26 protein-coding genes and 1 pseudogene are annotated in these 24,555 nt (G+C 67.5%); 10 read left to right on the top strand and 17 right to left on the bottom strand.

The genetic code is table 11. The annotated features are described in order from the left end of the window. Window positions 1-6: 6 nt before the first annotated feature. A complete protein-coding gene (locus ACW173_RS22835) occupies window positions 7-306 on the top strand; it encodes a helix-turn-helix domain-containing protein (protein ID WP_492082360.1) in 300 nt (99 codons plus the stop codon). Between the two features lie 841 nt (window positions 307-1,147). Here ACW173_RS22835 and ACW173_RS22830 read toward each other — a convergent pair. Continuing rightward, complete coding sequence (locus tag ACW173_RS22830; RefSeq protein WP_492082359.1) at window positions 1,148-1,720, bottom strand: TetR/AcrR family transcriptional regulator; 573 nt, start codon at window positions 1,718-1,720, stop codon at window positions 1,148-1,150. 76 nt (window positions 1,721-1,796) lie between these two features. Between ACW173_RS22830 and ACW173_RS22825 the strand changes: the two genes are divergently transcribed. After that, entirely contained in the window at window positions 1,797-2,588 is a 792-nt protein-coding gene (locus tag ACW173_RS22825) for an SDR family NAD(P)-dependent oxidoreductase (RefSeq protein WP_492082358.1), read from the top strand. Between the two features lie 221 nt (window positions 2,589-2,809). Here ACW173_RS22825 and ACW173_RS22820 read toward each other — a convergent pair whose 3' ends face one another. The 4 genes from ACW173_RS22820 to ACW173_RS22805 all read right to left on the bottom strand — a co-directional run bounded on the left by ACW173_RS22820 (window position 2,810) and on the right by ACW173_RS22805 (window position 5,268). Further along, on the bottom strand, window positions 2,810-3,529 hold the full coding sequence (locus tag ACW173_RS22820) for an SDR family oxidoreductase (RefSeq protein ID WP_492082356.1): 720 nt from the start codon (window positions 3,527-3,529) through the stop codon (window positions 2,810-2,812). A gap of 474 nt (window positions 3,530-4,003) precedes the next feature. Further along, entirely contained in the window at window positions 4,004-4,165 is a 162-nt protein-coding gene (locus tag ACW173_RS22815; RefSeq protein WP_492082354.1) for a hypothetical protein, read from the bottom strand. A gap of 128 nt (window positions 4,166-4,293) precedes the next feature. Continuing rightward, the gene (locus tag ACW173_RS22810) at window positions 4,294-4,896 is read right to left on the bottom strand and encodes a hypothetical protein (RefSeq protein ID WP_492082353.1); all 603 of its coding nucleotides are present in this window, start codon (window positions 4,894-4,896) and stop codon (window positions 4,294-4,296) included. 105 nt (window positions 4,897-5,001) lie between these two features. Continuing rightward, window positions 5,002-5,268, bottom strand: coding sequence for a hypothetical protein (locus tag ACW173_RS22805; protein ID WP_492082352.1), 267 nt, complete (start codon window positions 5,266-5,268; stop codon window positions 5,002-5,004). Window positions 5,269-5,624: 356 nt separating this feature from the next. Here ACW173_RS22805 and ACW173_RS22800 point away from each other — a divergent pair, with 356 nt between their 5' ends. Both ACW173_RS22800 and ACW173_RS22795 read left to right on the top strand, forming a co-directional pair. Continuing rightward, the gene (locus tag ACW173_RS22800) at window positions 5,625-6,104 is read left to right on the top strand and encodes an Hsp20/alpha crystallin family protein (protein WP_492082351.1); all 480 of its coding nucleotides are present in this window, start codon (window positions 5,625-5,627) and stop codon (window positions 6,102-6,104) included. Window positions 6,105-6,633: 529 nt separating this feature from the next. Beyond that, on the top strand, window positions 6,634-7,434 hold the full coding sequence (locus tag ACW173_RS22795) for a universal stress protein (RefSeq protein ID WP_492082349.1): 801 nt from the start codon (window positions 6,634-6,636) through the stop codon (window positions 7,432-7,434). Window positions 7,435-7,942: 508 nt separating this feature from the next. Here ACW173_RS22795 and ACW173_RS22790 read toward each other — a convergent pair. After that, the gene (locus ACW173_RS22790; RefSeq protein WP_492082348.1) at window positions 7,943-8,800 is read right to left on the bottom strand and encodes a universal stress protein; all 858 of its coding nucleotides are present in this window, start codon (window positions 8,798-8,800) and stop codon (window positions 7,943-7,945) included. Between the two features lie 250 nt (window positions 8,801-9,050). Here ACW173_RS22790 and ACW173_RS22785 point away from each other — a divergent pair, with 250 nt between their 5' ends. Both ACW173_RS22785 and ACW173_RS22780 read left to right on the top strand, forming a co-directional pair. Further along, complete coding sequence (locus ACW173_RS22785) at window positions 9,051-9,497, top strand: host attachment protein (RefSeq protein ID WP_492082346.1); 447 nt, start codon at window positions 9,051-9,053, stop codon at window positions 9,495-9,497. A 44-nt stretch (window positions 9,498-9,541) separates the two neighbouring features. Continuing rightward, entirely contained in the window at window positions 9,542-9,982 is a 441-nt protein-coding gene (locus tag ACW173_RS22780) for a BLUF domain-containing protein (protein WP_492082345.1), read from the top strand. An 84-nt stretch (window positions 9,983-10,066) separates the two neighbouring features. On the opposite strand, the gene ACW173_RS22775 is transcribed toward ACW173_RS22780, so the two are convergent. The 4 genes from ACW173_RS22775 to ACW173_RS22760 form a co-directional block, all read right to left on the bottom strand. Next, window positions 10,067-10,534, bottom strand: a complete 468-nt coding sequence (locus ACW173_RS22775) for an NUDIX domain-containing protein (protein ID WP_492082344.1) — start codon at window positions 10,532-10,534, stop codon at window positions 10,067-10,069. A 164-nt stretch (window positions 10,535-10,698) separates the two neighbouring features. Next, the gene (locus ACW173_RS22770; RefSeq protein WP_492082342.1) at window positions 10,699-11,346 is read right to left on the bottom strand and encodes a BON domain-containing protein; all 648 of its coding nucleotides are present in this window, start codon (window positions 11,344-11,346) and stop codon (window positions 10,699-10,701) included. Window positions 11,347-11,427: 81 nt separating this feature from the next. Beyond that, window positions 11,428-11,976: a pyridoxamine 5'-phosphate oxidase family protein gene (locus tag ACW173_RS22765; protein WP_492082341.1), complete on the bottom strand. Its 549-nt coding sequence runs from the start codon at window positions 11,974-11,976 to the stop codon at window positions 11,428-11,430. Between the two features lie 29 nt (window positions 11,977-12,005). Next, complete coding sequence (locus ACW173_RS22760) at window positions 12,006-12,668, bottom strand: helix-turn-helix domain-containing protein (protein ID WP_492082340.1); 663 nt, start codon at window positions 12,666-12,668, stop codon at window positions 12,006-12,008. A 209-nt stretch (window positions 12,669-12,877) separates the two neighbouring features. Between ACW173_RS22760 and ACW173_RS22755 the strand changes: the two genes are divergently transcribed. Next, on the top strand, window positions 12,878-13,690 hold the full coding sequence (locus ACW173_RS22755; RefSeq protein WP_492082339.1) for a universal stress protein: 813 nt from the start codon (window positions 12,878-12,880) through the stop codon (window positions 13,688-13,690). Between the two features lie 366 nt (window positions 13,691-14,056). Here ACW173_RS22755 and ACW173_RS22750 read toward each other — a convergent pair whose 3' ends face one another. Genes ACW173_RS22750 through ptcA form a run of 4 tightly spaced genes read right to left on the bottom strand, consistent with a single transcriptional unit; the run spans window position 14,057 to window position 18,621 of the window. Then, window positions 14,057-14,959, bottom strand: coding sequence for a carbamate kinase (locus tag ACW173_RS22750; RefSeq protein WP_492082338.1), 903 nt, complete (start codon window positions 14,957-14,959; stop codon window positions 14,057-14,059). Window positions 14,960-14,961: 2 nt separating this feature from the next. Continuing rightward, window positions 14,962-16,086 (bottom strand): agmatine deiminase, encoded by a 1,125-nt coding sequence (gene aguA / locus ACW173_RS22745; protein ID WP_492082336.1) that lies wholly within the window; start codon window positions 16,084-16,086, stop codon window positions 14,962-14,964. Between the two features lie 44 nt (window positions 16,087-16,130). Beyond that, window positions 16,131-17,570: an APC family permease gene (locus ACW173_RS22740; RefSeq protein WP_492082335.1), complete on the bottom strand. Its 1,440-nt coding sequence runs from the start codon at window positions 17,568-17,570 to the stop codon at window positions 16,131-16,133. A gap of 4 nt (window positions 17,571-17,574) precedes the next feature. Further along, the gene (ptcA, locus tag ACW173_RS22735; protein WP_492082334.1) at window positions 17,575-18,621 is read right to left on the bottom strand and encodes a putrescine carbamoyltransferase; all 1,047 of its coding nucleotides are present in this window, start codon (window positions 18,619-18,621) and stop codon (window positions 17,575-17,577) included. Window positions 18,622-18,856: 235 nt separating this feature from the next. Between ptcA and ACW173_RS22730 the strand changes: the two genes are divergently transcribed. From ACW173_RS22730 to ACW173_RS22720, 3 genes are all read left to right on the top strand, one after another. Next, window positions 18,857-20,113, top strand: a complete 1,257-nt coding sequence (locus tag ACW173_RS22730) for a patatin-like phospholipase family protein (protein WP_492082332.1) — start codon at window positions 18,857-18,859, stop codon at window positions 20,111-20,113. Window positions 20,114-20,163: 50 nt separating this feature from the next. Then, window positions 20,164-21,546, top strand: a complete 1,383-nt coding sequence (locus tag ACW173_RS22725) for a phospholipase D-like domain-containing protein (RefSeq protein ID WP_492082331.1) — start codon at window positions 20,164-20,166, stop codon at window positions 21,544-21,546. Window positions 21,547-21,623: 77 nt separating this feature from the next. After that, window positions 21,624-22,175: a DUF308 domain-containing protein gene (locus ACW173_RS22720; protein ID WP_492082329.1), complete on the top strand. Its 552-nt coding sequence runs from the start codon at window positions 21,624-21,626 to the stop codon at window positions 22,173-22,175. Here the strand turns inward: ACW173_RS22720 and ACW173_RS22715 are convergent. The 3 genes and pseudogenes from ACW173_RS22715 to ACW173_RS22705 form a co-directional block, all read right to left on the bottom strand. Continuing rightward, the gene (locus tag ACW173_RS22715; RefSeq protein WP_492082328.1) at window positions 22,130-23,167 is read right to left on the bottom strand and encodes an AI-2E family transporter; all 1,038 of its coding nucleotides are present in this window, start codon (window positions 23,165-23,167) and stop codon (window positions 22,130-22,132) included. The genes ACW173_RS22720 and ACW173_RS22715 overlap by 46 nt on opposite strands. A 255-nt stretch (window positions 23,168-23,422) precedes the next feature. Continuing rightward, window positions 23,423-23,599, bottom strand: a pseudogene (locus tag ACW173_RS22710) (transposase); the annotation flags it as partial. Between the two features lie 78 nt (window positions 23,600-23,677). Next, window positions 23,678-24,472: an alpha/beta fold hydrolase gene (locus ACW173_RS22705; RefSeq protein WP_492082326.1), complete on the bottom strand. Its 795-nt coding sequence runs from the start codon at window positions 24,470-24,472 to the stop codon at window positions 23,678-23,680. Window positions 24,473-24,555 lie beyond the last annotated feature (83 nt).

Genomic DNA, 24,555 nt, shown 5'->3' with positions numbered 1-24,555 from the left:
GCATGAATGCTACGTATCGTCATCATCGTCAATGCTACTTATCGTCTGTCGATCCAGAGTCATCATTTTTGGATGGTGGTGACGATGAAAGCCGCGCCCTCCGCCCTTCGCCGTATTGTCGCCGACAATGTTCGCCGCCTGCGCCATGGCCTGGAGATGAGTCAGGAGGAATTGGCCGCGCAGGCTCAGCTGCACCGGACCTATGTCGGCGCGATCGAGCGGGCCGAGCGCAATCTCTCGCTTGATAATATCGAGCGACTGGCCGTGGCGCTGAAGGTCGCCCCGGCGGCGTTGCTCACGCCGTAAATGTGCTGAACGTCGCGATCACCGGCGCGCGCAAAATCGCGCAAATTTTGCGCTATCCGTCCACCCCCGTGCAGGACCGTCCCGTCGCTTCCGACCGGCGAAGGGAGGTCAAAACGGGGGTTGGTCTTCGTGGAAAAATCGTAAGTATTTGAAAGGTTTGCGGTTAATCCGGCAAATGCCCGGACTCCGTCTCCGCTGCGTCACCACTCCGCCACCGGGCCATCCGGGTGTCGACGCAAATCACGTCGGCGGGGGAGGGCGTTCGATACAGGAGCGTCCGCAGGGCTGCAACTGGCAATTCGTGGAGCCGGCGCCGCTCGGTCCCTCAATCAACGGTCGAACGTCAAAGAGGCTGCGGCCGCGGGTGGCCGCCCAAGCGCTTGGCGCGGCGTGACCATTCGCTTGGCGCGGGGTGTCCAGTGTAGTTGGCGCTGGGTGATCAGATTGATGGCTGCATGCAGCCAGCATCATGCCCGCAGCTGGCGCGCGAATTGAGCAGCATGCGTGCTGACGATGAAGCTTAGGCGCTCCAAGAACTCGCCGTCGGGATAGGGGCTCGGCCAAGCGACTCCGTTGGCCAACCGGGAGGCGTGCATCAGGGGCCATTATTCTGGTCTCGCCGAGCCGAGGCCTCGCGCGCCCATGCAGTACGGCGTTCGTAAAAGCCGCGCGCGATGTGCCGACAGTGAGCTGGGTCGGTAATGCGCTCTTGAGCGGCCCAAACATAAGAGTCAGACATTGCGCCAGCTTCGGAATGTCCGAGTTCAGTTCTGACCTCGCATCAACGTCAGGAAATGGGGCTCCGCAGCCGCCGCGGCCGGCTAACATGGCCGCGGGCGATCTAGCGGACGTCGGGCCGTGAGCTCTCCAGATATCGGAACAGATCGGCGACCAGGTCCTCCGGATCAGCTTTGCCCTTACCATCCGAAGCTAAGTGTCCGGAGAGAGCGAGATCAGCGGCGCCGTGCGCGAGCGCCAGGAGTAGCGCCGAGAGACGCTCGGGCTCGCCGGGAGGCAGGTCACCGGCCTTCTGTCCGGCGATGACAGCGGCGACCAGGTTCGTGCGGGATTCCTCCGCGGCTTGCCTCAGGCCGGGATTGTCCCTCGTCCAGCGGCCGAAGGTCAGTTTGAAACGCTCCGGGTAGCGGCTCGCCCAGCGAACATATCCGATCATGAGGTCGCGGGCCGTTGGCGCAGCGCCGGTCGTTCGAGACGCCGACGGCGGTTGTCGTTTCAGCTCGCGGCCGGCGACGGCGGCAAGCAGATCATCCTTGTCAAGGAAGTGCTTGTAGGCCGCATTGTGCGAAACGCCCGCAGCATGACCCACGGCGCGCATGGTGACGGCCCCAGGCCCGCCGCTGTCAAGCAGCTTGGCCGCCGCTGCTATCAGGTTGTCACGCGTCGTTTCGATCATAAGGCTTCTTGCTGCGGCCAGTTGACAACGTCAACCTCGGTGCGCAAGGTTGACGTTGTCAGCCGCGAGGCGCGTCATGTCCTATAACAATCCTCCACCGCTCGATTTCCATGCCCGACGGCTCGAGGGGCGGGTCATTTTCGTGACCGGCGCCTCGAGCGGCATCGGCGCTGCGGCTGTCAGGCTGTTTGCCCTGGAAGGCGCCCGAGTCGTTGCGGCGGCGCGGCGGGAAGACCGCCTGGAAATCCTAGCGGCTGGTCTGAAAGCCGAGGGCCTGACGGTCGAGGCCGTGATCTGCGACGTCACTGACGAGGAGTCCGTGAAGGCCGCGATCGACTTCAGCGTGAAGACCTTCGGGCGACTGGACGGGGCGTTCAACAACGCTGGCGTGGGAGGGGCGCGCGCGCCGCTTCACCAGGCGGACGCGTCGGCTTTCGATCGGGTGATCGGGGTAAACCTGAAGGGCGTCTTCCACTGCCTCAAACATGAGATCGCAGCGATGCTGGATTCCGGCGGTGGCTCCATCGTCAATACCTCCTCCATCGGCGGACTTGTCGGCGCCCCGGAAAACAGCATCTATGCGGCCAGCAAGTGGGGGCTTGCGGGGCTCACGAAGTGCGCGGCGCTGGACTATGCGCGTCGCGGCATCAGGGTGAACGCCATCGCGCCGGGGCCAACCCGTTCTGAAATGTTCGACCGTTGGATGTCGAGCGACGATGCGCGCGCAGCGATGGCGAACGCCTTTCCGATGAACTACGTCGCAGACCCGGATGACATGGCCCGCGCCGCCCTGTTCCTTCTCTCCGACGAGGCGCGTTGGACCACCGGCGCGATCCTGCCCTGCGAAGGCGGCGCGAGTGCTGGCTGATCCTGCTGGCTAAGGTTCACGATGGGCGTCCCCGGTCGACCGCTCGCCTAAAAGGCTGCATCTCTGGAGCGGCGTGGAGTTTGCGGATGGCCGAACCACCCATAGCGCCGCCTTAGGCGGGCAAGCGCAGGATAAGGGCTGGCGCGCTCTCGATGGGGTTTAGCGACCGCGTGGATAGTCTTGGGGGCTCAGCTCTGGGATTGGATACGGTCAACAGACGATCAATCCTGGGCGGTCGGTCGGATAACGATGCTGCCGACATCCACATCAGCGGGTTGCTCGATCGCGTAGACGACGCCGCGAGCAATCGCGTCAGGTGAAATGGCGGCGTCGCCGATGCGTTTGCTCATGGCCTCCTTCACGGCCGGGTCGGTCATCGAGTCCGCGAAATTCGTCAAGATCATGCCCGGCGATATTTCTGTGACCCTGAGGTGCGGCCCAGCCTCCAGCCGCAAGGCCTCGGTGATGGTCCGCACGGCGTTCTTGGTCGCGGCATAGACGCCCATGGTCGGCAGGATTTTCAGGCCGGCGGTCGACACGATGTTGACGAAGTGGCCCGATCCTTGTCGCTGGAAGACCGGCAAGGCCGCGGCGACGCCATAGAGGGTCCCGCGCAGATTGACGTCGACCATGGCGTCCCAATCGTCCACGCGCAGAGCATCGAAGCGCGAGATGGGTCCAATCCCGGCATTGTTGACGAGCACATCGAGCCGTCCCCCTCGCTCGATAGCCAAATGGACGAGGGCTTCGAGATCGCCGCGCCGGCGAACATCGGTCGCTTTATGGACGGCCTTGCCGCCAGCGACGGTGATCTCTTCGACGACGGCCGGGACGTGGCGCGGCTTGGCGGCGACGATACGATCGGGCTCGGAGGACCTTGGCGGCGAACTTGGGATCGTTGGGCAGTTTGAAGGTCCGGGTGCGATGCGGCGCCAGGCCATGGGTCTTCCAGATCCGCCGCACCGAGGCCAGACCACACCGCCACCTTGGCCATCAGCCGGCCGGTCCAGTGAGTGGTCGGGCGGCCCCGTCTTGTCGCGCAAAAAGGCCTTCGACCCCGGCCTCCATGAACCGCGCCCGCCAGCGCCAGGCGGCGGTTCGCAGCTGAACGTTCAGGCGCCAGGAACCCAGCGGCGACAGTAAGGACGGCGGCGATGGTCGTCGCCAACCAGAGGCTCGCCAGACCCAGACCCAGACCCAGACCCAGACGAGGCAAGGCGAGTGCGCCGGCCCAGGCCCCTGAAACCAGCCCCGCCCCGCGCATGAGAGGCGCCTACGCCCAGAGCGGCCCGCCGCGCGCCGCCATGATGGGCGTGCTGGGTGGCCAGTTTCCAGGGCGTTCCAGGAGGAGCCAAGGCGCACGCGAATGCAGGCGGCGCTAGGTGCGCGTGTCGATCTGGGGGTATGACCAGCGATCAAGAGACGCCGGGTTGAGCCGCCGGGTAGGCGCTGTCGGGCTTGGCGCGTTCCAGCGCGATCAGCTGTTCGATGCGCGCCCGTTGCTGCGCGTCGGTGGTTTGGGTCAGGATCTGGCTGAACCGCGCGATGTTGAGCCGCCTGAGTTCTGTCGGCGACATGGGCGCCTCCATGGGGCGGGCCGATAGTCCGGCCCGCGTCACCACGCGCGCCGAAACGTCTCCTGGCAAGCTCAAACTTCGCCTTTGACGCGAAGGTGTCGCGGGCGGGATGGTGATTGTGGCCGCGCTCAGAGCGACTCCGCATCAGGCTCGGTTCGTAGCTGATCGCGAAACGTCTTCAAGCGCTGGCGGTAGCCTTCGGCGTCGCCATAGTCGACAAACTCCCAATAGCGTCGATGCGGGTCGCTCAGGCGAACGGCATGCTTGATCGGGCACCAATACTGTTCGGTGCGGCTGGCCACCTCGCGAGCATAGGCGATGACGCCGTTAGCGTAGGCGCAATAGGCGCAGTTGAGCCGCTCAACGACATTGAGATAGGTCAGGCGGTCGCGGTCGAAGGCCAGGTACTGGCTTCGCCGCACGCGCGCGATGCCATAGACGCGAAAGCAGATGGCCTGATAGGCGCTCACCCAGGCGTCGGCCAGCACTAGGGGCAGGATCAAGGAATAGATCATCGGGGCGGTCAGCACCGTGATCAGCGAACTTCGGCTCAGGAACTTGCCCAGGCCCAGGCGCAATTGCCGGTGCTGGGCGGTGACGCCGAACTCGAACTCACCAATCTGGCTGGAGAGCCGCCACCCCAGCGCCTGGCGCCGACGCTCGATCTCTCGATCAAGCTCGGCCTGCAGGCCGACGATTTGGTCGGCCAGCTCCTTCATGCGCTGGGTCATTGTGAAACCGCGTCTTTGGCGACGCGGCGCGCGCCCGGCGGTGGCCCGATCAACGATCCCGGATCGCCAGGGGTGTTGCGAGCGGTCGGGCGCCGGGCGCGGAGTTCAGGTTTCAAGCTCGCCCGCCTCGACTTGATCGACATGGCCAACCCCCTTGCCGTAGTCGGCAGGGAAATCACCAGCGGCGTAATGCAATAAAGCGCCGTTTCCTTGGTCTCCCAAGCCAAAGCCCCCGCGCGGCGCCGGGAACTTGGCGACGAACAGCCGGCCCACCCGCGGAATCTGGCCGGGCTCGCTGAGCTTGGCGGCCAAGCCGCCCAAGGAGACGCCGCGAATATCGCTCCATCGCTCATAGGGCAGGTCGATGGTCAATGAGACTCGCTGATCGCGCCCCAGGTTGCGCGCCTTTGCGATTGGCCTGAGTGTCCTCGGGACCGCGGGCCTTGGACAGGCTCGAGTAGTACCGCGCATATCGCGCGCAGTGTTCGGACCAGCCGCGCGCCATACGCTCCTGGCTGCTTTGAGCGGCCGAAAGGACGGTGTTGAGCACGGACTCCGCCCCTTTGTTTGGGGGTGTCGGCTTTGGCCATGGCAAGTCGCCTTCGAGCTGAGACGCCCATCCTGCGCCCACGCCAGCGGTCAGTTTTGACCAGGGTCAATAGGCCTCTTGCGGCGAGCGCGATGATCGACAAGCGCCAAACCGGCGCGTCATCCCGACGGAGCACGCCATGTCCCTGCATGAAACCAAAACCCTCCTGCCGGCTCTGGGCCAGCAAGCCACCCACATCTTCGCGCCGCTGCAGCGCGAACTGGATCGTGTGTTCAGTGACTTTGGCCGCGGCCTGGGCGTCGCCGAAGTCTTTTCCGCGCCGAACCTGGACTTCAGCGAGACGGCCGAAGGCGTCGAGCTGAAACTCGATGTGCCCGGCTATGACGAAGGCGAGCTCAGCATCACCCTCGACGACGAAATCCTGACCATTCGGGGCCAGAAGGCCACCGAAACGGAAAGCGACGACAAGACCTATCGGGTGTTCGAGCGCCGCTCCGGCGCCTTCGCGCGCCGGGTCACCCTGCCGCGCACTATCGACGGCGACAAGTTCAACGCCACCCTCAAAAACGGTGTCCTGACCATCACCGCGCCGAAGATCGCCGACGCTCCGGGGCGACAGATCGCCATCCAGACCGCCAAAGCCGATCCTGGCGCCTGAACATGCTGGCCGTGGTCCCGGAGGACGGTCGCCTGACGACCGCCCTCCGGCCGCTCCCTCATCCTGGGCCCGGGCAAGTGCGACTACGGGTCTGCCCCTGGGGCGTTTGCCGGGCCGACCTGCACCTGCTCGATGGCGGTCTGGTCGTGAAAGGCGCGATCGTCCCGGCCACCAGATCGTCCGGACCATCGAGGCTTTAGGCCAGGGCGTGACGCGCCTAGCGCAAGGCCAGAGGGGCGGGGGTCACCTGGCCGGCCCAGGCTTGCGGACACTGCGCCTTTCGCCAGGATGGCCTCGAAAACCTCTATGAGGCCGCCCGCTTCACCTGTTGGACACAGGACGGCGGTTTCGCCCAGATGGCCCTGGCCCAGGCAGCGTTCTGCCCGCCGATTCCCGAGGCCTTCACCGACCTTGAAGCCGCGCCCCTGTCGCGTCGCCCCACCGCCTTCTGCGTATAATTGCGGATGCCGGCATGCGGCCCCAGCCACTAGCGTCTCGTCAACCCGATCCCCAAACGCCGGAGGCGACGATGAAGACGGTTCTGTTGCTCGTGCATCAGGACGAAGGTCAGGAGGCGCGGCTGCAAGCGGCGCTGGATCTGGTCCGCGCCCTGGACGGCCACCTCTACTGCCTCGACGTCACGCCCGTGGTGGTCCTGGCCGCCGACGACGGCGGCGTGGCCCAAGCGCTGGTCCAGGCCGAGGCGCAGAAGCTGGAAGCGGCCAACCGGATCACCGTGACCTCCCGCCTGACCCATGAAGACATCCCCTGGGACTGGAGCGACACGCGCGGCGACGTAGCGGGATGCCTGCTCGCTGCGGCCGGCTTGGCCGACCTCCTGGTGATCAACTGCAAGCGCGACAGTTTTATGCAGATCGAGCCGCGGGCCGTGGCCAGCGCGGTCGTCTCGGCCGCGCGCTGTCCGGTCGTAGCGGCGCCAGACAAGGCCCGCGGATTCGACGTCGGCGGTCATGCGCTGGTGGCGTGGGATGGCTCCGGGCCAGCGATGGCCGCCTTGCGCGGGGCCGCGCCGCTTTTGCGCCGGGCCGGATCGGTGGTGCTGTTCACCGTTGAGGACAAGGCCAAGGGCGCCCCCGCCGAGGCCGCCGCCGCCTACCTCTCCCGCCACGGTGTTCATGCGACGATCGAGCGGGTGTCCGCGCGAGGTCAGCGTCCGGAGGCTCTGATCCTTCAGGCCTGCGCCGACCAGCACGCCAGCTACTGCGTCATGGGCGCCTATGGTCATGGACGGTTGCGGGAGGATCTGTTTGGCGGCGTCACGCGTGCAATGCTCGACGCCGCGCGCCTGCCGCTGGTGCTGGCGCGCTAATCGGCGCCTTGGCGAGGTTGGAGCCCGCCGCCCCTCAAGCAGCGGCGTCGCCATCGGCGACAGGTCCGTGAGCACGCCGTCACGCTCTTGGGCCAGATCGGCCAAACCTGTAAGCCTCCGAAAGCGCCGGTCCATCAACCGGAACGCCAGATCGTAAAGTCCGTTGGTGGTCGTCGGCGCCAGATCGAACCCCAGCGCGTCGAAGGACGTGCCTTGCCTTCGAAAATGCAGATGTTGTGAAGGTGCACTTCGCCATGTCGCTCGCGATCCCACCCGGCTAGGCGGCGCGCTTCGATCAGCGGCGCCTAACGCTCAAAGGCGTGGCTAAGGCTCGAAAACAACGGCTCGGAGGGGGACGCGAGGCCCAGAGTCGCCGCGCCCGCCGTCTCGGTGGCGCCAGCCCGGTGACCTGGGCCTGGTAATCGACCACCCTGGGTGAGCGCCTGGACCAGACCCGCCTGGTCGGGGGGATCCGAACGATTATCATGGGACTCCCACGGCCGCCGGCCTAGTGGGCGAAGAACAGATTGAAGGCGCGACTCTTGGCGATCAACGAGGCGGTGACGCCGCCCAGGATGTCCTCGCGCAGGCGCGAATGTTCGAACGCCCCGGCGATCACCAAACCGGCGTCCCAGTTGCGGGCCTGACGCACTAGACCGTCGGCCCGCATGCCGCCGGCTTCGATGCAGATCTCGATATCGCGCACCTGATGCAGGCGCAGGTACTCGGCCAGACGCTCGGGGTCGGTGGTCGCACGCTCGCTCAGCCTCAGATGCTCGGGATCCTGTAGGATCACCACCTGGCTCGTCGGCTTGAGCAGGGGCAGGGCGGCGCGGACCGCGCGCGCGGCCGAGGGGCCGCCGTTCCAGGCAATCACGGCCGCCGGGGAGGCCTCTTGTGGCGCGGTGCTGATCGCCAGGACCGGCGTGCGGGCGGCCAGCAGGGCGTCCGCCACCAGACCACTCCAGGGGCCGAGTATCTCGAGCGTCATGCGCCCCACCACCACCAGATCGGTCAGTAGCGCCAAGCGCGACAGATCCAGGCTGTGGGCCGACTGCTCCTCGACCAGCACGATGCGGCCGGCGTCGACATCGATGTCCAGGCCCAGCTGCTCGGTGATTTGCCGAACCTGGGCTTCGACCCCGCGGCGCAGCGCCGCCTGGGCCGCGCGCGCTGCCTCGCGCACCACCGGCGCCACGCCAAAGCCGTCAGGCCCGCCGGCCCAGTCCCCGACGACCGCCAGGGGCGGGGCCAGCACCACCTTGACCTGGCCATGGGCGGCGTGCGCCATCGCCGCGGCCGATCGCAGGGTCAGCGCGTCGTCGGCCGCGCCGGTCAGGACAGTCAGGATGCTTGCAAAGCTCATGGTGGGGTCTCCTGACAACAGCTTGCGCTCGCCGATCGGGCTCACCTTGCGCTGGATCAAGACCGGGGCGCGACGCGAACGGCACGCGCGGCGCTCCTGGCCAAACGCGGTCACATCCGGGTTACGGAAAAGGGGCGGCCCACTCGCCGCGCTCCCGGCGGCGAGTGGGCCGCCCGCCCGAGAGATTTGACCTGGGTCATGATGGCCGTGAGTAGACCGGCGAAACTGGCGCAAGCTGGGAGGTAGCGCCATGACACCGGACATGAGAACCTTGGTGATCGTCGCCGATGGAGAGCGGGCGCGGGTCTTCGATGAGGCGCGCCGCGGCGGTCGGCTCATCGAGCACGCCGACTGGCTGGCCGGTCTTGAGGCGCACCCCGGATCGCGGCCGCCGGTCGGCGCGGTGCACGACCGGATGGGACATGCCCTGCATGGGCTGGCGACCGAAAGCCGCGCCGACAAGACGGCGCGGGACTTCCTAGTCCGGCTCGGCGAGCGGCTGGAGCGCCTGGTGCGCAGCGAGCGCTTCGACGCCTTGGTGATGTTCGCGCCCCCACGTGCGCTTGGACTGCTGCGCGTCGCGCTCAGCCCGGCCTTGCGCGCCAAGCTGCGCCATGATTCGGCGGCCGATCGACTGGGCGACACGCCAGATGACCTGCGTGATCACCTTCGCTCGCTGCGATTGTCCGACGCGTGAGGCTTTTCACACCCACGCAGCCGCCACGCCTTAAGGTCCCCACCATGCAACGCCCCCTAAGCGAGCTCCTCTACGTCAGCCGCAGCCGGGTTAGTCCGACCCAGGGGGCTGAGGCGGTCGCCGACATCGTCAAGGTGTCGGTTGCGCGCAACGCTGGTCTGGGTGTGACGGGCGCTCTGATGTGGACCGGCCGCGCCTTTGCCCAGACGCTCGAAGGCGATGTGGCGGCCCTCGACGTTTTGATGACCAGCATCAACCGCGATGGCCGCCACCACCAGGTGCGCGTCGTTCAGCAGGGCGCTCTAGACACCCGTCGCTTCCCGGGCTGGGCCCTGGCCTATGCGGGGGGCGCCAGCTTTGTGTCTGGTCTGATCGAGCCTCTGCTCGAAGACCCTTCCCAGCCCTGCGACTCCGCCGCAGTCGCCAAGCTGTCTCGAGCCATGCGCGCGTTCGCCGAACAGGCCGGCTCCGAGCCATACGGTTGACGACGACCCGCGGGTCAGACGGGCCGCGCCATGCTTGATTGCTCGCCCATCTCTCTGATCTTGCATCACTGAACGTGGAGCCGGTCAGCCGCCGGCCGCGATCCTATCGGCGGCCTCCGCCACGATCGGGCGTTGGCCGACAAGGATCTTGTCCAAGGCTGTCGCCAGATCGAAATAGGCCAAGGCGTCGACCTCGGGCGCCTTGGTCCATCGTCCCGATCGCGGCGGCCATTCCAGGCGGAAGGATCCGCTGTGAAAGCCGGCGAGGTCGAGATCGGCGGGGGCGAGCCAGGGCGAAATGGTCTTGCCGCGATAGGCCGGGCGTGGCGTCAGCGCCTCAAGCGGCGCGGTGAGCGTCAGTCCCGTCTCCTCGGAAAATTCCCGGCGCGCGGCGTCTTGGGTCGTTTCGCCGGGGGCGACCAGTCCCTTGGGGATCGACCAGGCGCCGGCGTCGCGGTGACGCCAATAGGGCCCGCCGGGATGGACCAGCAGGAATTGCGGCGCACCGGGATCGCCGCGCCAGACCAGAATGCCCGCTGACTGTAGCGCCATGACCGCACCTTCAAGGGCCGAGCGATCCTGGCGAGCCAGGAACAAAAAGAAATGGCCGTCCCGCCGGGGCGGTGGGACGGCCAGGGCTCATGCGGCGGGGAAAGACGCACGAGGGAGCGCGACGTCGGGGTGTGGGCTCGGCGCCGCGACCGCCGCCTCGGCGTTCAGACGCCGATGGAGACGCGGTCCTCGACGGCGCTGACGCCCGGAGCGGCCCAGGCGGCGCGTTCGGCGATGTCGCGCTCGAACCAGGCGCGCACCTTGCCGTCTAGCCGCACCTTGCCGCCGTCAACGGAGACACGAATGGCGTCAGCGTCCAGATCGGCTTGGCGCGACAGGGCGCTTTCGATACGCCGCTTGATGTCCGAGGCTTCCACGTGTGGCTTGACCTCGATCTGGTTGTAGAGGCCTCGAACGCCCTGGATGCTGCGCACGCCGCTTTCGGCGGCCGACCGCTGGAACTGCCAGTCGACCGATCCCGACAGGGTCACGAAGCCCTTGTCGACCTTGACCTTCACCGCCCCGGCCGGCACCGAAACGTGCCAATCGATGAGATTGGCCACGCGGCCGGCGATGGCTTCGTCCGACAAGATGTCAGCGAACACGCGGATCTGCAGGTCATCGACATAGCCGCGCACGCCCTTGACGCGCTTGATGCAGGCCTCGGCCGACATCTTCTGCAGGTAGTTGGCCACATGGCCGGTCAGCCGCACCACGCCGTTCTCGACCGTCACGCCAACGTCGGCGGCGTCGATGCTCGGCTCCCACTCCAGCTCTTCCTGCACCATCTTCTTGATCGTCTTGTCTTGCATCGTCTCGACTCCAAGTTTGGGATCCCAGAAGGAAATCCTCATGCAGTGTGCGCCCCACGAGCGGGACGGGTTTGACCGGCCTCAAGCCGGCGGCGAGGCGGCGATGTCATCGCCGTGCGGCACGGCGACGGGCGTCAGTCGCCAATCGGTTTGCACCGAAAAATGCTGGGCCGCGGCGGCGGCGGAGCTGTAGTCGATCAGCGACAGCAGCTTTGGACGGGCCTCCAGAAGCGCCACGGAGACGCCGGATGGATGAGGGGCGAAGCGCTGATCGTCCGGCGCGCCCCAGATGCGGCGGTTGAGCGCCTGGATGCGAACCGGGTCGTCGACCTGGCTCACCCAGGCGGCCATGGACAGGCCCAGCGGCGCGCCCTCGATCTCGGCGCCCAGGGCGATGGCGACGCGAGAATCGTGAGTGACATTGGCCAGCTTCTGGCTATCGCGGGCCACCAAGAAGAACAGCGACAGACCCTCGGCCAGGTAGTTGACCACCGTGGCCTGCGGCCATCCGTCGGGCCGTACGGTGGCCAGGGTCATCAGTCGCCCGTGGGCCAGGATGTCCAAGGCCAGCGCCTTGGCCGCTTCCGGATCGCGCGGCGCGGGGGCCGCCTTGAGATCGTCTTGCGACATGGGAACCTCCCGAAGGCCGCGCCTCGGGCTTAGGCGAGCGCCAGGTGCGCCAGCCGAGGAGCGGCCAGCACCCGAAAGCGGCGGCAGCCGTCCAAGGCGATCAGGCCATCGCCTTGCAGCTGGGTGAACATCCGCGAAACCGTCTCGATGCTCAACCCTAGATGGTCGGCGATGTCCTGGCGGCCCATCGGCAGGTCGCAGCTGGGGCCAGGCTGGCGCTTGGCGATCTGCGACAGGAAGCCAGCCAGCCTTTCGACGGCGCTCTTGCGGGCCAGGAGCATCATGTGTTCGTGGGCGCGTTCCAGTTCGCCGCCCGTGGCCCGCCAGATGAGGCGCTCCAGGCGCTCTCCGGCCTCGCCATAATGCTTGAGCGCCGCGCGCTTGGTCACCAGAATCCGGGCCGCGCCCAAGGCTTCCGCCGAGGAGCGATACACAGGACCCGTCTCCAGGCCAAAAAGGTCGCCCGGATAGTAGAAGCCAGCGATCTGGCGGCGGCCGTCGCTGAGCAGGCGCGAGGCGCGGACCGCGCCGCTCTGGACCTGGTAGACCATGTCGGTCTCCTCGTCCTGGGCGTAGATCTCCTCATCGCCCGCAAAGCTCATGCTGACGCCGATGAGAGTGAAATCGTCCCGGGTGGGACGCGGCGCGATCGCCAACGCGGCGCTGGACGCTAGAAAACCTGGCATGGACATGGCGGCTCTCCCTGAAACGTTGAAGCAGGGATAAGCCAGCGATCAGATTTCGCCCATCGTGGACAATACTTAGACCTTCCTAGCTCTTGGAAATATCTTGAGAAACCTCGGACGCTTAGAGGTCTCGCGCGGTAGCGGTATCCGTATAATCCCGCATTTCTTCGGCTTTTCCGCCCTCCTAGGGTCGATCGCCAATCCGGCGAAGCGCCATGGAGGCGGTGATGAAAACGGTACTTTTGCTTGTGCATGACGACGCGGGCCAAGAAGCCCGCCTGCAGGCGGCCCTGGACCTGACCCGCTCCCTCGACGGGCATCTGACCTGCGTCGACGTCACCCCCATCCCGACATTCATCGGTGATATCGGCGGCGCCGCCGAGGCGATGGTCCTGGCCGAGGAGCGCAAGGTCGAAGCGGCCAACAGAGCCGAGCTCCAAGCGCGCCTTACGCAAGAGGCGGTGGCCTGGGACTGGATCGACACGACCGGCGATTTTACCCATTGCCTGATGCAGGAGGCGGGACTTTCGGACATCATCGTCGTCAACAGCAAGCGCGACACCTGGCGGGACCTGGAGCCGCGCGGCGTAGTGGCCTCGATCCTTGCCCAAGCGCGCTGTCCGGTCGTCGCCGCGCCTGATCAGGTTCGCCGTTTCGACGCCAGCGGGCCAGTTCTGGTGGCGTGGGATGGCTCCCAGGCCGTCGCGGCGACGCTGCGCGCCTGCGTGCCGCTGCTCAAACTGGCGAGCTCCGTACGCCTGTTCACCGTGGAGGACGGCGGCAAGGGTGCTTCGGCCGAGGCGGCCGCGCTTTATCTGTCCAAGCACGGCATTCACGCCGTGGTCGAACGGGTCGCCGCCGAAGGCGCCAAGCCTGACGACCTGATCCTCACGGCCTGCGCCGCCCAGGGCATAGGGTACTGCGTGATGGGCGCGTTCGGCCACGGTCGCTTGACGGAAGAAATCTTCGGCGGCGTCACGCGACGCATGCTGGATGCGGCTCAGTTGCCGCTGGTCATGGGGCGCTGACAGACACTTCGGGGGACGATGGCGGCCAAGCGTGGGATCCGGAGTCAAGCCTACGATGACTTCCTGTCCGCGGCGCGCGATCATCGGCGCGACCGCCCCCCGAATCTGGGCGTCCGGCTTTTGCGCCGCCAGACGGGCGGCCATGGCCTGGGCGCCGCCGCAACGTTCGTCGTCGTCTGGATCCGCCCGATTCATCCTCAGATCCGCCGCGCAAATCCGGGCCCTTGCCGCATCCGCGGCATGGCCTTGGAGCCGACGGTCACTTCCCCCGAGCAAGCGCCCAGTTCCATCTCCAAACATCGGAGCGGCGGCTTGGGGGGCGGACGTGACCAGAGCGTCGACACCGTGGTTCGAACGGCCCGTGCGTCACGCCACCAGCCGGGTTCCACTCGCGCCGTCCAGCAGCCCAGGCAGATCATCCAAGGCCCCGATCAGCACCTCCCGGCCGGTGGCTTCGACAAACTGGCGCGCGGCCCGGACCTTTGGTCTCATGGTGCCCTCGGCGAACTCGGCCTCCACAAGCTCGGCGGCGCGGACCCGTTTCAGGGCCGTTGGGGCCGGGCCGCCCCAGCCCCTATAGAGAGCGTCGACGTCGGTGAGGATGATCAGCCGATCGGCCCCCAGGCGGATCGCCAAAAGCGCGGCGACCAAGTCCTTGTCTATCACCGCCTCGACGCCAAGCAGTCGGCCGGCCCCGTCGCGGATCACCGGCGCGCCGCCGCCGCCCGCGCAGATCACCAGGACGCCGCGAGCCACCAGCGTTTCGATTGTCGCGTGCTCGATGATCTCCAGCGGCGCGGGCGAGGGGACGACGCGACGTTGACCCGCCCCGTCCATCGCGAAGGACCACCCGCGCGCGGCGGCCAGGGACAGGGCCTGGCTGAGCGGGTAGATCGGACCGATCGGTTTGGTGGGGCGATCGAAGGCCGCATCCTTGGCGTCGACGCGGGTCTGGGTCACCACGCCAAGGGTGGCGCGCTGGGGATAGGCCGCGCTCAGCGCCTGGGCCAGCAGATACCCCACCATGCCTTGGGCCTCCGCGCCCAGGACATCGAGCGGATAGGCCGGAACGTCTTCGTAGGCCTGGGCCTGCAGCGCCAGCAGCCCGATCTGCGGACCGTTGCCGTGAACCAGGGCGGTCTCGACGCCCTCGCAGGCGCGCGCCAAGGGGCCGGCCGCTTGGGCGATGTTGCGCCTCTGGTTCTCGACCGAAGCGACCTCGCTTCTTTTGAGCAGGGCGTTGCCGCCAAGAGCGATGACCTGTCGCATTCCTAAGCCCGCCGCACGATCGTCGCGGGCCCGCCGCCGGCGGGCTCCTGCTGGGTGATGCAATGGATGTTGCCTCCGCCCAGGAGGATCTCGCGGGCCGGCACGCCCACGACCCTGCGATCCGCGAACAGTTTGGCCAGGAGCGCGTGGGCGGGTGCGTCTTGAGGATCATCGAAGGCCGGGGCCACCACAACGCCGTTTGCGATGTAGAAGTTGACGTAGGAGGCCGCCATTCGGTCGCCGGCTTGACGGGGCAGTGTGCCCGGCACGCGATCAACGCCCGCCGCCTCTTGGGCGGTGATCACCACGGGCGCGGGCTGGCGCAATTTATGGACCCGCAAAGCCCGGCCTTTAGCGTCTCGCGCGCCGCTCAGAACCCCCAGCGCCGCCGCCGAGCGGGGCCATTGCGGGTCGGACAGATCATCGGTCCAGGTCAGGACGACCTCGCCGGGCGCCACGAAGCGACAGAGATTGTCGACGTGACCGTCCGTCTCGTCGAGATAGACGCCCTGGTCGAGCCAGATCACGGTCTCCACGCCCAAATAGTCGCGTAGGCGCTGTTCGATCTGGCTCTGGCCAAGGCCGGGGTTGCGGTTGGGGTTGAGCAGGCATTCCCGTGTGGCCAGGACCGTGCCCTGGCCGTCGACATCGATGGAGCCGCCTTCGAGAATGAAGTCGGGCCCGTAGCGATCGTCTCGCTCGAGTTCGATGACCTTCTCGCCCACCAGATCGTCCTGGTCCCAGGGAAAGTAGAGCCCCCCCGCCAAGCCGCCCCAGGCGTTGAACTTCCAGTCGACGCCTCGCACGCGGCCGTCCCCATCGACCACGAAGCTGGGCCCGCAATCGCGGATCCAGGCGTCGTTGCTGGTCATCTCCACCACGCGCACCGCCGGGTCGAGCATTTCTCGGGCGATGACGTACTGCGCTGGCGAGACGCAGACGGTGACGGGCTCGCCCTGAACGATGGCGGCGGCCACGGCGGCGAAGGCGTGCTGGGCCGGCTTGGCGCCGCCGCGCCAGTTGTCGGAGCGCTCGGGCCAGAGCATCCAGCAACCAGCGTGCGGCTCCCACTCGGCGGGCATGTGGAAGCCGTCGGCGCGCGGCGTGGTGGTCAGGAGGCGGCTCATGGAAGCGGTCCGTTCGAGAGCTGTCGGCCTGGGCGGTTTACGGCTTAGGCTGACGGGGTTTGGGGCAGGGGCGGAGAGGGCCGGGGCGCGCGGCGGTTGGCCTTCATCGCGCCGATCACCCCTTCCCCGATCGCCAGGGTGACGGTGATCCCGGCCAGGATCGGGCCCGTCTTGCTCCAGTCGACCGCAACGCCCGGAACCCAGAGGAAGAAGACGATGGCCTGGAGGATGAACAGGGTGCACAGCGCCGCCAGGATCCACGCGCCCAGGACCCCGCCGGGAACGCGGTAGGGGCGGGGCGTCGCCCCATCCTTGTGCCGAAGGCGCAGAAAGGCTGGAAAGAGCGTCAGGTAGGGCAGAAGGAAGATCACCGAGCTGAAGGCGAACAAGGACCAGAACAGGTCCTCGGCGCTACGGGCCAGCACGCCGTAGGCGATGATCACGCCGGTCGAAACCAGGCCCGTCAGCACATAGGCGCCCACCGGCGTCTGGTTGGATTTGCGCAGCAGGCCAAACACCTTGGGCAGCTCGCCGTCGGCCGCCGCGGCCTGCGCGGCGCGGTTGGCCCCCATCGACCAAGTCACCAAGTTGGCCAGGATCGTGAACACCGCCGCGCCGCCCAGCACGACGATGATGAGGTTCAAGGCCGGCGCGCCGGCCAGCAGGGCGCGCAGGGTGTCGAGAAGGCCCTCGATCAGGCCAATGTCGGCGATCGGCAGAGCCACGAGGATGCCGAAGGTGGCCAGCAGATAGAAAGCCGAGATCAGCAGGCCCGCGGTGATCACCGCGATGGGGATGTCTCGCCCCGGATTGCGCATCTCCTCGCCAGCCCCGGAGACGAGCTCAAAGCCCATGAAGTTGTAGACGATGACCGGAAGAAAACCCAAGCCTGCGCCCCACCGCGGCGTCAGGCTGGCCCAGGACAGATCGTTGGCCGCGCCGCGCGTGAGCAGGACGTAAAGCCCAGCCCCACCGATCAGCAGCATGATGCCAGCCTTGATGACAGCGCCCAGATTGGGCACCCATTTGGCGGCCGACAGCCTGGTGATCCCGATCAGCACCGTGAGCCAAGTCGCCACGATCCCGATCAGGATCTTGCTCCAGAGCCCCATCTCCACGCCCGTGATCTGAGAGATCAGGCCCGCCAGCAGGATGTAGCCGGAGGGCATCCACAGCGCGACATTGACCCAGTAGTACCAGGTGGCGCGGGCCGCCCAACGGTCGCCAAAGGCGCGGCGGATCCAGGTCTGGATCCCACCCTCGCCGGGATAGGCCGCGCCCAGTTCGGCGGCGATCAGCCCGTAGGGAATGAAGAACAGGCCGAAGGTGATCACCCACCAACTCAGGGCCGAAGCGCCGATCGCCGCCGAAGCGGCCAAAGTGTCGATCACGAGGATCGCGCAGACGGTGAAGAGGGTGACATCGAGCAGGCCCATGACACGCGCGAAGCGCGGGCGGGCTCGAGCGGTTGACGGCTCGGTCATGGGTTCAATCCTCGTGCTGTGCGGCGGGCGCGCCGGCCCCCGCCAAGCGGTGATCGTGCAGGAAGGCGCCCAGGGCATGGGCGTACTGCGCCGAGCGCTTGGCCGAGGGGATCTTGAGGCGCGGGCGAACGAAGGCCACGAGAATGGCCTTCTCCGCGTGCAGGCGGTTCTCGGCCTGGTCGTAGATGATCGATCTTGGGCCATCCATCACCGCGTCGATGACTTCGACGCCGCGAGACGCAGGCAGGCAATGCATGAACTTGACGTGAGGTGAGGCCTTGTCCAGAAGCGCCGGGGTCACCTGGTACGCCGGCATGAACGCGGCCTTGCGCTCGGGAATTTCGGCCTCCTGGCCGATCCACCACCAAAGGTCGGTATAGACGAAATCGGCGTCGGCGACGGCGGCGGCCGGGTCGTCGGTCGTCGAGAACCGGCCCCCCGACTGCGCGCAATTGGCCCTGGCCACTGATTGCCAGGCCTCCGGCGCCTGATAGCGGCCCGGCGCGCAATGCACGAACTCCATGCCCATCTGGGTGCAGATCATCATCAGCGAGGAGCAGACGTTGGTCGCATCGCCGATGAAGGCCACCTTGAGGGCTTCGAGGGGCTTTCCGGGCGGGCGGTGCTCGCGCATGGTGAAGACGTCGCAGAGCACCTGGGTCGGGTGATTATAGTCGGTCAGGCCATTGATCACGGGCACGGTCGCGTAGCGGGCCAGCTCGGTCACCGTGGCGTGTTTGAGCGTCCGGGCCTCGATCGCGTCGACCATGCGGCTGATCACGCGCGCGGAGTCCTTGATGCTCTCGCGCACGCCCAGGTGTATCTCGCCGGGTTTGAGATAGAGCGCATGACCGCCCAGCTTGGTCATCGCCACCTCGAAGGAGATCCGTGTGCGGGTCGACGGCTCCTCGAAGATCATGCCCAGAGATGCGCCCGCTAACAGCGGCGGCAGCGCGCGCTCGCGATCCGCGGTCTTTAGGAGACCGATCAGATCCATGAGCCACACGAGCTCGGTCTTGGAGAAGTCCTGGGTGTCGATGAAGTGGCGCACGGCGGGGCTCGCGTGAGGAATTCTGACGCAGCCTAGACGGGCTAAGACGGGGCGGACTGATCTGGATCAACTGGCCAAGTTGGGTTCTGACGCACGACGTAGCGCGAGTAAATCGCCCCCGATCGATCCCGATTCCCGCGGCCAGGGCGGGGGCTGATGCGCCTGTTTCGGCGTCGTCTCGCCCCTGACCGGGCGAGGGGCGCCCAGTGAAAACCGAGGCCGTGACGTGCTGGTTTTGACCTTGATCAAGCCGCGCGCGCCAAAGTTCGTGCGTCGTGCGCTTTTCGCGGACGAATGGACCCGCCTGGACGCCGCTGGTCGTGAGGTTTTGGTGCCGGATCACAAGTTTGATTGGGCGTTTGACGAACTCTGGTCACGCCGCCTGCCCGCGCCACCCTCGCCCTCGGCCCAGCCGAGCGGCTTTGCTGGGGTGCGACTCAGTTTCGAGGAGGCGGAAGCCTCGCTCGAGGCGGCCGCCGAGCGCCTGGCGCTTCCGCGCCCTCGGCTGGGCGGCGGCGAGTTCAACGTGCTGGCCATCTCCGGCGGCGCCGCGGGCGGGGCCTATGGCGCCGGGGTTCTGGTGGGCCTTGGCCTGGTCGGGCGCCGCCCGCGCTTCGATATCGTCACGGGAGTTAGCACGGGGGCCCTGATCGCGCCGTTCGCCTTCCTGGGGCCGGCGTGGGATGAGCGGCTGGAGCAGGCCTATACGGGCGGCCGCGCCGCCGAGCTTTTCGGGTGGACAGCGCTCGCGGGCGTGCTCCAGGGAGGGCTGCTGACCGCCGAGAGCCTTGATGGGTTGATCGCTCCGTTCATCGACGAGACGTTGGTCGCCGCCGTCGCCGCCGAGCATCGCCGCGACCGCCGCCTGCTGATCGCCACCACCGATCTCGACAGCCAGCGCCCGGCCATCTGGGACATGGGCGAGATCGCGTGTCGCGGCGGATCCTCGGCCGTGGAGATGTTCCGGCTGGTTCTCGCCGCCTCGGCCAGCCTGCCAGGTCTGTTTCCGCCGCGGCTGATCCGCTGCGAAGCGGACGGCCAACCCTTCGACGAACTGCACGTCGACGGCGGCGTCACCACGCCGCTGTTCATCCTGCCCGAGGCCCTGTTGCGCTGGCTGCGGGTCGGCCGGCGACTGCGGCGCGGTCGCGTCTACGTCCTCATCAACACGGTGATCGATCCGTCGTCGCGCACGACATCGCCGAGCCTGCCGGCCGTCCTGATCCGCAGTTTCGACACGATGCTGCGGGTCTCCTATCGTCAGGCGCTGAATGTCGTGACCACGTTCTGCATAGGCAACAACATCCCCTTGAGCGTCGCCTCGATCCCCGCCCGCCCCGCCGCGGCGGCGAACGGCGTCATGCTCGACTTCAACACCGAAGCCATGAAAGCCTCCTTCGAGGCCGGTCGCGTGGCCGCGGCGAAGGCGGGCTTCTGGAAAACCCCCGCGGTGCGTCTGGAGCCATGGGAAAAGTTCGTGAACTCGCTATGACACTCCTCCACCCGGGCGAAACTTGCTGGCGCCTGGAGACGGCGACGCGATTGGCGTTCCTGATCGACGCCCAGGCCTACTACGCCGCCCTACTCGAGACCTTCGAGGCGGCCAGGCAGTCGATCTGGATCCTGGGGTGGGCTTTTGATCCGCGCACGCGCCTCGCGCCCGATGGCCATGAGGGGCAGAACGACCCCGACGAGATCGGCCAGATGCTCATTCGCCTGGCCAAGGCCAATCCCGCGCTGGACGTGCGCGTGCTGATCTGGAAGTCGACGCTTTCGATCAACGGTAGCCACGGGATCCTGGAGCACAGGGCGCGCAAGGCGTTCCATGGCACGCCGATCCGGTATCGAGAGGACGGCGAGGCTCCTTTCGGCGCATGCCATCACCAAAAGGTCGTGGTCATCGACGGCGAAATCGCATTTTGCGGCGGCGCTGACATCGCCGTGAACCGCTGGGACACGCGCGGACATCGAGACGACGAGCCGCGTCGCATCTTGCCGCATAGGGCGCGCCATGCGCCCCGTCACGACGTGATGGTGCTGGTTGAAGGCGCGGCGGCCGCGGCGCTGGCCGATCTCTTCAGGAGCCGATGGGCGCGCGCCTGGGGAGATGACTTCGTCGCCGACGATGTCGGCGCCGCGTGGCCGCGGGTCCAGTCGGCTGATCTTCTGGAGACGCCGGTCGCCATCGCGCGGACTGAGCCAGCCTACAAAGGGCGCCCCTTGGTGGACGAGATCCTCCGGCTCCATCTGGCCTGCATCGCGAGCGCGCGTGAGACGATCTATCTGGAGAACCAGTACTTCACCTCGCACCTGCTGGCGGACGCCTTGGCGGGCCGACTGGCCGAACCCGAGGGACCCGAGGTGATCCTGGTCCTCACCGGGCGCGCGCCGAGCTGGTTTGACCGTCTCACCATGGATCCCGCCCGCGCGCCGCTGATCCGACGGCTGAGAAGCGCCGACAGGTATGATCGCTTCCGCGCCTACGCCCCGGAGACGGCGCAAGGACGACCCATCGTCGTGCATTCCAAGGTCAGTCTGTTCGATGATCGGGTGGCCCGTGTCGGCTCGGCGAACCTTAACAACCGCGCCGAAGGCTTCGACACTGAGTGCGAGATCGCGCTCGAGGCGCGGGATCTGGACACGCGGCGCGAGGTCGCAAAGCTGCGCGCCGTTCTCCTGGCCCACTATCTTGGCGTCTCGGAAGCGGCGCTCAGCGCGACGCGAGGGGAGGTCGGCCGGCTCATTCCGGCGATCGAGGCGCTCAACAAGGGGAGGCGACTGCGGCCGATCAGACCGGGGCGGCCGGGCTGGTGGAGCGCCGTCGTCTCCGCCTGCCGGCTGGGCGATCCGGCGCACGCGCGCGAGAGTTGGCGACTGTTCAAGGATCGCCGCCGCGCGCCGCCGCCGCGCAACGGTGGCCGATGACGCCAATGAAACAGGATCGTCCATCCCTCGGAATCGGGCGTCGAATCGCCGCCAGGACTCGTCGTCATCGAAAAGTCTTGACCGCGCTCGGGGCCGTTCTGGTCGCCGCCGGCCTGGCCGCGGCCGCCTTGCCGCGGGTCGCGCCGCTGGTTATCGGCGCGCTCGCCGGCTGGCTGCTGTGGCTGTTCGGCGCGGCCATGCTGCTGGTGTCGCTGCTCATCGCCACGGGCAAGTCCCTGTGGGGCGGGATCGCGACGAGCTTGGCGGCCGTCGCCGCGGGCGCCTTTCTATTCTTCAACCCCGACGCCGGGCTGATGGCCGCCACGCTGCTGATCGGCGCCGTTCTGATCCTGGACGGCGCCAGCGAGCTCGTCCTGGCCCTGGATCTGCGGCCCGCCGGCGTATGGCGCTGGGTGTTGGCCTCGTCGCTCGCCAGCGGTCTGGCTGGCGTCGTGGTGGCGGGCGCGGGGCGAACGCGGGACCTGACGGCGATCTTCCTGGGTCTGGCCCTGGCCAGCAGCGGCGCGGCGCTCATCTCTCTGGGACGCCGGCCTCGTTTCGGCCGGCGGCGGACGCCGGGCGTTCAGGCCGGCGGGCCCAGATCCTCGCCCAGGACGCCCTCCACATAGACCATGCGCACGAAGACGTAGACGACGACCGCGAGCGGGGTGGCGAACAACACGCCCAGGGGACCGAGCAGGACGCCCATGGCCAGCACCGCGAACAGGGTCACCGCCATCGGCAGCTGCGCCAGTTGGCGCAAGACCAGCGGGGTGATCAGATTGGCTTCGAGCTGCGCCGACACCAGATAGACCAGTCCGGCCCACAGCAGGGTCTGAGGACCGGACTCCAGCGCGACCAGCAGGCCGGGCAGGGGCGCGACCATCGGACCGATCACCGGCACGAACTGGCCGATCCCGGCGATCAGGCCGAGCGCCGCGGCGGAGGGGACGCCAACGACCGCCAGGCCGATCCCGGTGGTGACGCCGACAAGGGCCATCGAGCAAAGCTGCCCCATGAGCCATTGGCGCAGGGCGCGGTGAATTTGGCCGAGCACCTGCCGCGCCCGTTCCCGACGCGGCCGCGGAAAGAGCATGAGCGCGCCGCCCACGTAGGAACCCGGATGGTAGGCCAGATAGAGCCCCGCGAACAGCACGATGATAGTTCCGGCCAACCCGCCGGCCGCGTCGGCGGCGAGCTTGGGGCCCAGGCTCACCAACCAGCCAAAGCCGCGCCAGTCTTCCAGCTTGGCCAGGGCCGCGCCGCCGAACGGCGCCGTCGACAAGCGCGCGTGGAGTTCGCCCCAGGCGCGCGGAAGCACCGCGTTGAGGGCCAGGAACTGGGCCTCGGCCTGGCGGCCGAAGATCCAGATCGCGGCGGCGACGCACGCGATGGTCACGACGACGGCCAGCGTCAGCGCCAAGGGGCGACGCAGGCGAAGCTGCGTGTGGAGCGGTTCGGCCAGCGCGTTGAGCAGCACCGCCACGAGCACGGCGCCGAACGCCATCAGGATGACGTCGGCTAGGCGGATCGCCAGCAAGGCCAGGATGACGATGGCCACGGCCAGCGCGATGGTCTGCTGGATTGCGCCGTCCGGCGGCCTTTGGTTCGTCGTCCCCATGAACGCAGCTAACCTTGGGCGATTGTCGCCGACCTTGACCCTCGTCAAGTCGACCGCCGGGCTTGACCGAGGTCAAATCGTCGCCGAGGCCCCTGGATAAGCTGCCTCGGCTCGCGATGGGCGACAGGATCGCGCGCGGGCCAAAGGAACCGTCCAACGCAGCAAGGCGCTCGGCTCGCCGCGACCCTGAAGGCGAAGATGACGCCGGCTCCGAAGTCGCAATGGGAGCACGGCGACGCGGCGACCTAGGCGATGGAGGCATTCATGTCGCCGCGCTTCCGACACGTCCAGCCCGCCATACTTGGCCTTCCACTTGTGGAAGGTCGGCTAGCTGAGCCCGTGCTTGCGGCACAGGTCCGCCACCGGCACGCTCGCCTCCTGCTCGCGCAGAATCCCGGTGATCTGTTCTTCCGTGAACCGTGATCGCTTCATTCGTCCGTCCCTTTCCTGGTCCGGACACCAATTATTTCTGGAGGAGTTTCAGGGGGTCACGTCACGATCCGCGCCTACTCACCGGGATGAGGCCGCCGTCACGATCAGATCCGCGATCGCCTTGGGGTGCGAGATCATCGCCACGTGGCTGGACGGCAGCTCGATCGTCGTGGCGTTCATCCGCTTGGCCAGGAAGCGCTCAAGGTCCGGGTTGGTTGTCTGGTCGTTGGCCGACACGGCGTAGAAGCTGGGCTTCTCGCGCCAGGCGGCGAGCGTGGTCTTACTGGCGAACAGGCTGGCGGCGATAGGCTGTTGGGTGGCGTAAAGCGCCAGGGCGCTGGCCGGTGGGAGGTCGCCAGCGAAGAAGCGCACGAAAGCGTCCTTCGACAGCCACGAATAGCCGTCGACCGTCACCACGCCCGCTCGCGCCGGCATGGCCGGGTAGGTCGCCGCCAGGGCGTTGAAGTCCTCGCCGGCGTCCGGCGCGCGGGCGGCGACATAGACCAGGGCGGTGACCTTGGGATCCAGGCCCGCCTCGGTGATCGGCACGCCGCCCCACGAGTGGCCGACCAGCACGGTCGGGCCGTCCTGCCGCGCCAGCGCCCGCCGGGTCGCGGCCACGTCGTCGGCCAGCGAGGTGAGGGGGTTCTGCACCGCCGTGACGTTGAAGCCCCTGGCTTGGAGGAGCGGGATCACCTCGCTCCAGCATGAGCCATCGGCCCAGGCGCCGTGGACAAGGACGATGTTGCGGGCCGTCGCACGCGCCAGGGCTGGCGTGGCGAGGCCGGCGGCGAGCGCGCCCAGCAGGACGGCGCGACGGTCGGGTTGAGCTTTCATGGACTTGCCCTCGAAGGCGATGATTGAGGCGGTCACGCTCCATTCGTGTCGACAAGGACAAAGGTAACGCGGTTGACGGCTTCGTGATCGCGGCGCACGCGGCGCTTGACCTTCAGGTC

Source organism: Caulobacter sp. ALps2 (assembly GCF_058681635.1).
Note: the sequence above shows the minus strand (reverse complement) of the source record. Positions and strands in the feature narration are given on the sequence as shown.